This is a genomic window from Micromonospora sp. NPDC002296 (assembly GCF_040296145.1).
In the GTDB taxonomy this organism is placed as follows: Bacteria; Actinomycetota; Actinomycetes; order Mycobacteriales; family Micromonosporaceae; genus Micromonospora.
The window spans coordinates 8,251-14,152 of sequence record NZ_JBEOWQ010000079.1 but is presented as its reverse complement, the minus strand read 5'-3'; the positions used below and the strand labels follow the sequence as shown (position 1 = coordinate 14,152).

Annotated in this window: 7 protein-coding genes and 1 rRNA gene; 6 read left to right on the top strand and 2 right to left on the bottom strand. The window is 74.8% G+C overall.

What is annotated here, in order from left to right; all coding sequences use genetic code 11:
* Positions 1 to 93: ribosomal RNA gene (gene rrf, locus ABT023_RS28040) — 5S ribosomal RNA — on the top strand; the annotation flags it as partial.
* Between the two features lie 91 nt (positions 94 to 184).
* Here the strand turns inward: rrf and ABT023_RS28035 are convergent.
* The gene (locus ABT023_RS28035; protein WP_350889579.1) at positions 185 to 1,798 is read right to left on the bottom strand and encodes a hypothetical protein; all 1,614 of its coding nucleotides are present in this window, start codon (positions 1,796 to 1,798) and stop codon (positions 185 to 187) included.
* Here ABT023_RS28035 and ABT023_RS28030 point away from each other — a divergent pair.
* Both ABT023_RS28030 and ABT023_RS28025 read left to right on the top strand, forming a co-directional pair.
* Complete coding sequence (locus ABT023_RS28030; protein ID WP_350889577.1) at positions 1,775 to 2,680, top strand: tetratricopeptide repeat protein; 906 nt, start codon at positions 1,775 to 1,777, stop codon at positions 2,678 to 2,680. The genes ABT023_RS28035 and ABT023_RS28030 overlap by 24 nt on opposite strands.
* Positions 2,677 to 3,699, top strand: coding sequence for an HAD-IIA family hydrolase (locus ABT023_RS28025; RefSeq protein WP_350889575.1), 1,023 nt, complete (start codon positions 2,677 to 2,679; stop codon positions 3,697 to 3,699). Before ABT023_RS28030 ends, ABT023_RS28025 begins: the two co-directional genes overlap by 4 nt.
* Before the next feature lie 24 nt (positions 3,700 to 3,723).
* Here ABT023_RS28025 and ABT023_RS28020 read toward each other — a convergent pair whose 3' ends face one another.
* The gene (locus ABT023_RS28020) at positions 3,724 to 4,062 is read right to left on the bottom strand and encodes an SCP2 sterol-binding domain-containing protein (RefSeq protein WP_350889574.1); all 339 of its coding nucleotides are present in this window, start codon (positions 4,060 to 4,062) and stop codon (positions 3,724 to 3,726) included.
* Between the two features lie 112 nt (positions 4,063 to 4,174).
* Here ABT023_RS28020 and ABT023_RS28015 point away from each other — a divergent pair, with 112 nt between their 5' ends.
* From ABT023_RS28015 to ABT023_RS28005, 3 genes are read left to right on the top strand one after another with little or no spacing between them, the layout of a single operon-like run.
* Positions 4,175 to 4,744, top strand: coding sequence for a phasin family protein (locus ABT023_RS28015; protein WP_350889572.1), 570 nt, complete (start codon positions 4,175 to 4,177; stop codon positions 4,742 to 4,744).
* Between the two features lie 28 nt (positions 4,745 to 4,772).
* Positions 4,773 to 4,991, top strand: a complete 219-nt coding sequence (locus ABT023_RS28010; protein WP_350889571.1) for a hypothetical protein — start codon at positions 4,773 to 4,775, stop codon at positions 4,989 to 4,991.
* A 19-nt stretch (positions 4,992 to 5,010) separates the two neighbouring features.
* Positions 5,011 to 5,892, top strand: coding sequence for a TlyA family RNA methyltransferase (locus ABT023_RS28005; RefSeq protein WP_350889570.1), 882 nt, complete (start codon positions 5,011 to 5,013; stop codon positions 5,890 to 5,892).
* Positions 5,893 to 5,902: the final 10 nt, after the last annotated feature.

Below are 5,902 nucleotides of genomic sequence, written 5' to 3'. Positions count from 1 at the left end.
ACGCCCGGTTACATTCCGAACCCGGAAGCTAAGCCCTCCAGCGCCGATGGTACTGCACTCGGGAGGGTGTGGGAGAGTAGGACACCGCCGGACATTCTTTCCAGTCGAGGGCCGCCCCACCCGGGTCGGCCCTCGACTGCGTAGCGTCGGTTCCGGCGCAATCAGGAAGGATGTACCTGTGAGTTCAGGACCGCACGACGGTGACCGTCCTCGTCGTTCCGAAGACCGCTCCGACCGACGTGACGGGGCGCCCCGACGCGACGACCGCCCCCCGTACCGCGGCGGTCGTGACGACCGAGCCGGTGGTCAGCACGGTGGCCGGGACGGTGGTTTCCGTGGCGGTGAGCGCCGCGAGGGCGGGTTCCGGGGTGCTTCCCGTGACGACTCCCGCTCCGCCGGCGGCGGTGACCGCCGGGACGGCGACAGCCGCGGGGCACCGCGCGGTGAGGGCCGCGACTTCCGTGGCGGCGACCGCCGTGAGGGCGGTTTCCGCTCCGGCCCTCGTGAGGGCGGCTACCGCGGTGGCGATCGTGAGGGTGGCTTCCGGTCGGGTCCCCGTGAGGGCGGTTTCCAGGGCGGTGACCGTCGCGAGGGTGGTTTCCGTTCCGGTCCGCGTGAGGGCGGTTTCCAGGGCGGTGACCGTCGCGAGGGCGGTTTCCGCTCGGGTCCGCGTGAGGGCGGCTACCGCGGTGGCGATCGTGAGGGTGGTTTCCGGTCGGGTCCGCGTGAGGGCGGTTTCCGCCGTGACGGGGATAACCGGCAGGGTGGCTTCCAGGGCGGTGACCGTCGTGAGGGTGGTTTCCGTTCCGGTCCGCGTGAGGGCGGTTTCCGTGGTGGTGACCGTCGTGAGGGCGGTTTCCAGGGTGGTGACCGTCGTGAAGGTGGTTTCCGTTCCGGTCCGCGTGAAGGTGGCCCGCGTGAGGGCGGTTTCCGTGGTGGTGACCGTCGTGAGGGCGGTTTCCAGGGTGGTGACCGTCGTGAAGGTGGTTTCCGCTCTGGCCCGCGTGAGGGCGGTTTCCAGGGCGGTGACCGTCGCGAGGGTGGTTTCCGCTCCGGTCCGCGTGAGGGCGGTCCGCGTGAAGGGGGCTTCCGCTCCGGCCCGCGTGAGGGCGGTTTCCAGGGCGGTGACCGTCGCGAGGGTGGTTTCCGTTCTGGTCCGCGTGAGGGTGGTCCGCGTGAGGGCGGTTTCCGTTCCGGTCCGCGTGAGGGTGGCCCGCGTGAGGGTGGCTTCCGTGGTGGTGACCGTCGTGAGGGTGGTTTCCGCTCTGGTCCGCGTGAAGGTGGTCCGCGTGAGGGCGGTTTCCGTTCCGGTCCGCGTGAAGGTGGCCCGCGTGAGGGCGGCTACCAGGGCGGTGACCGTCGTGAAGGTGGTTTCCGTTCCGGTCCGCGTGAGGGTGGCCCGCCGCGTGACGGTGGTTTCCGCGGTGGTGACCGTCGTGAGGGTGGTTTCCGGTCCGGCTCCCGTGAGGGCGGCTTCCGTGGCGGTGACCGTCGCGAGGGTGGCTACCAGGGTGGCGACCGCCGTGAGGGTGGCTTCGGTGGTGGCGACCGGGCCGGTCAGGGCGAGCGTCCGCGCCGCGACGACCGTCGTGGTTCCGAGGACCGGCGACGGGAGGGCGGTTACGCCGCCGGCCCCGCCCGAGACGACCGGCGGGACCGCGCCGGGTCGGCGGAGGGCGACCGTACTTCGGACGCGCCCGCGCTGCCCGACGAGATCGTCGCGACCGACCTGGACTCGACCGTCCGCGCCGAGCTGCTCTCGCTGGCCAAGCCGGTGGCGGACACCGTCGCCCGGCACCTGGTCGCGACCGGTCAGCTGATCGACGAGGCCCCGGTCGAGGCTCTGGCACACGCGATGGCCGCCCGGCGGCTCGCGTCGCGGATCTCGGCCGTCCGAGAGGCGGTCGGGCTGGCCGCGTACCACACGGGGGAGTGGCAGACGGCCATCGCGGAGCTGCGCACGTACCACCGGATGACCGGGTTGCAGAGCCATCTGGCGGTGCTCGCCGACTGCGAGCGGGCGCTCGGGCGGCCGGAACGGGCGATCGACCTGTTCCGGGGTGCCGACCAGGAGAAGCTGGACCAGGCCGTCGCGATCGAGCTGCTGATCGTGGCCGCCGGCGCCCGCGGTGACCTCGGCCAGAAGGACGCCGCGGTGGCGATGCTCCAGGTTCGTGAGCTGACGAGCGAGGCGACCGAGCTGTGGGCCAGCCGGCTCCGGTACGCGTACGCCGACGCGCTGCTCGCGGTCGGGCGCCGCGAGGAGGCCCGGGAGTGGTTCTCCCGGGCGGCCGAGGTCGACACCGACGGCGAGACCGACGCGGCCGAGCGGCTGCTCGAACTCGACGGGGTGCTGATCGAGGGCGACGACGAGGACGACGACTCGGCCGAGGAGATCGCTGCCGGGCCGGGGAGCCCGGGCGCGGTGCCGGCTGAGCCGGTCGCCGGCCGGTCGGACGAGGAGGTCGACTCTTCGAACGCCGCCGACCGCGACGAAGCCGACGAAGCCGAAGCCGACGACGACGAAGCCGACGACGACGCCGCCGCCGAGCGGCGCGACGACGACCTGGCCGGGGACGAGCCGACCGACGACGAGGCCGGCACCGTTGCGGCCCGGCCCGGGTCGGCGCGTGGCGAGGAGCCGGCCGGCGACCCCGAGTCGGGCGCGGACCAGCGGTGACCACGGACGCCGGGGGTCGGCTGGCCGACGGGTACTCGCTGGTCGTTTTCGACCTGGACGGGGTGATCTACCTGATCGACCGGCCGATCCCGGGCGCCGTCGCGGCGGTGGGTCGGCTGCGCGCCGAGGGACGGGCGGTCGCGTACGCCACGAACAACGCGTCCCGTCGTTCCAGCGAGGTCGCGGACCTGCTCTCCGGGATGGGTGTGCCCGCCACGCCGGAGGAGGTGCTGACCTCCGCCGCCGCCTCCGCCGAGCTGCTGGCGGAGCGGTTGCCCGCCGGTGCGGCGGTCCTGGTGGTGGGCGCGGAGGCACTGCGCGCCGAGGTCGGCGCGGTCGGGCTGCGCCCGGTCTCCCACGCCGACGACGCCCCGGCCGCGGTGGTACAGGGATACGGCCCGCAGGTCGGCTGGGCGGACCTGGCCGAGGCGTCGCTGGCGGTGCGGGCGGGCGCGATCTGGATCGCCACGAACACCGACCGGACCCTGCCCAGCGGGCGTGGCCCGCTGCCGGGCAACGGGTCGCTGGTGGCCGTGCTGCGCACCGCGCTCGACCGGGAACCGGACGTGGTGGTGGGCAAGCCCGAGCCCGCGCTGTTCGCCACCGCCGCCCGCCGGGCCGGCGAGGGACGCACCCTGGTGGTGGGCGACCGGCTGGACACCGACATCGAGGGCGCGCGCCGGGCCGGGCTGGACAGCCTGCTGGTGCTCACCGGCGTCAGCGATGTGCCCGAGCTGCTGGCCGCAGCCCCGGCGCGTCGCCCGACGTACGTCTCGGTCGATCTGGCCGGGCTGTTCGACCCGGCGGCGGTGGTCCGGGTGCCCGGGGACCCGGAGACCGGTGGCTGGTCGGTCACCGTGGCCGACGACGGCCTGCTGGAACTGACCGGGGCGGGGCGGCCGCTGGACGCCCTGGCCGCGCTCTGCGCCGTCGCGTGGGCGGCGGACGCGGGCCCGGCGGTCCGGGCGGGGTCGCCGGAGGCCATCGAGGCGCTGGCCGACCTCGGCCTTACGGACTGATCCGGGGAACGGCGGCCCGGCCGGTCAGAGCAGCTTGCGGAGCTTCAGCAGGTCGAACGGGTTCGCCTTGATCGAGACTTGCTTGGACGCCACCGCCCGGGTGACGTCGAGCTCGCCGCGGACGAGGGCGAGCAGATTGTCGCTGCTGGTGCTCAGCGCGATCTTCGCCTTCGGGTCGTCGCCGTCGGTCAGATCGAGCAGCCGCCCGTCGGCGAGCCGGCCGTGGAAGGCGGCACCCAGATCGGTCACCCGGCAGGCCAGGGTCCGGTCCAGGTCGATCCGCCCCCGTACGGTATCGGCGTTGCGGTCCAGCCGGGCGGCCAGATCCTGCAACGCCTGCCGGCACTCGTCCACGCTGGCCACATCGTCTCCTCACACTCGCCACGCCCGTTTCCCGGCACCGTACCGCAATGGGCGTTGCGCGTCGCCCGGTAGCGTGACACCTGAAACCCCACCCCCGTGGAAGGACTCAGGCATGCAGGACGCGTGGCGCGCCTACCTCGGACTGGCCATGGGCCTGACGGAGGCCCCCCGGAAAAAGGCCCAGGACGTCGTACGCCGGCTGGTCGGCTCCGGCGAGGCGACGGCCACCCAGCTCCAGGCCCTCGCCGAGGAGTTGGTCTCGACCGGTGTGGCCAACCGGGAGGCGCTGACCAAACTGGTGCGCTTCGAGGTGGACCGTGCCCTCGGCGCGGTGGGACTGGCAGCCGCCGACGAGGTGGCCGAGCTGACCCGCCGGGTGCACGAGTTGGAGCGTCAGCTCCGGGAGGCCAAGGCGGGCCCGGCCGCCCCACCGGCCGGCGCGCCGGAGCCGGCCGCCCTGCCCACCGCCGCGGCGGAGCCGACGGGCCCCGCCGCCCCGGACGCGGTGGCGGCGCAGGCCGTGACGAAGAAGACGGTGGCCAAGAAGGCCGTCGCGAAGAAGACCATCGCCCGCAAGCCGCCGGCCACGGTGAGCCGTACCGGTGCCGACGAGGGTGGCGCGGAGCCGGCCCGGCCGGCGAAGGCGGTGCCGCGCAGGCAGCAGACCGGCGGCGAGAAGTGAGCGTACCCGCGACGGGTCGAGGCGGGCGGTGAGCGCGCCGTTCCGGCCGGGCCCGCCGCCCGGTCCCCGGCCGGGCCCACCACCGCGCCCGGTCGACGTCGACGGCGACGGCCGGCACCCGGCGGTGGACGCCGCCGTCCAGGCGATGGCGAACGCCGCGGCGCTCTCGCCGGCCGACCAGATCCCGCAGTACGAGGCGGCGTACCAGACGCTGCGCGAGACGCTCGCCACCATCGACCAGGCCTGACCAACCGGAGAACCTTCCTATGGCACGTCGCACCCGGCTCGACGCCGAACTCGTCCGCCGCGGGCTGGCCCGCTCCCGGGAGCAGGCCGCCGCGCTCGTGGAGGCCGGGCGGGTCCGGCTTCGCGGGGTGCCGGCCCGCAAGGCCGCCGCGATGGTCGACCCCGCCGACCCGCTGCTGGTCACCGGTGCCGACCCCGTCTCGGAGTACGTCTCCCGGGGCGGGCACAAGCTGGCCGGCGCGTTGACCGCGTTCGCCCCGGGCGGGCTGCGGGTGGCCGGCCGCCGCTGCCTCGACGCCGGCGCGTCGACCGGCGGCTTCACCGACGTCCTGCTGCGCGCCGACGCCGCCGAGGTGGTCGCCGTGGACGTCGGGTACGGCCAGCTCGCCTGGTCGCTGCGCACCGACGACCGGGTACGCGTCCTCGAACGCACCAACGTCCGCACCCTGACCCCGGAGGTGATCGGCGGGCAGGTCGACCTGACGGTGGCCGACCTGTCGTTCATCTCGCTGCGGCTGGTGCTGCCGGCGCTGGCCGCCTGCACCCGGCCCGACGGTGACCTGGCGCTGATGGTCAAGCCCCAGTTCGAGGTGGGCAGGGAACGAGTCGGCGCCGGCGGGGTGGTGCGCGACGAGGCGTTGCGCGCCGAGGCCGTCCTCGATGTGGCGGCGGCGGCGGCCACGCTCGGCCTGGGCCTGGCGGACGTGACCGCGAGCCCACTGCCGGGGCCCAGCGGCAACGTCGAGTTCTTCGTATGGTTACGCCGGGGCGCGTCGACGGCCGACCCGCAGCGGGTGCGGGCCGTCGTGGCGGCCGGCCCGCAGGGCCCGCCCCCGTCCGGCACCACGCCGGGCGCGGCCCCGCAGGAGCCGGAAACGGCCCCGGAGGAGGTGGCAGGGTGAGCGCGAGGAG

Excerpts from the sequence above, each read along its gene's own strand:
- ABT023_RS28015 (WP_350889572.1), top strand. The coding sequence starts at position 4,175 with ATGCAGGACGCGTGGCGCGCCTACCTCGGACTGGCCATGGGCCTGACG.
- ABT023_RS28005 (WP_350889570.1), top strand. The coding sequence starts at position 5,011 with ATGGCACGTCGCACCCGGCTCGACGCCGAACTCGTCCGCCGCGGGCTG.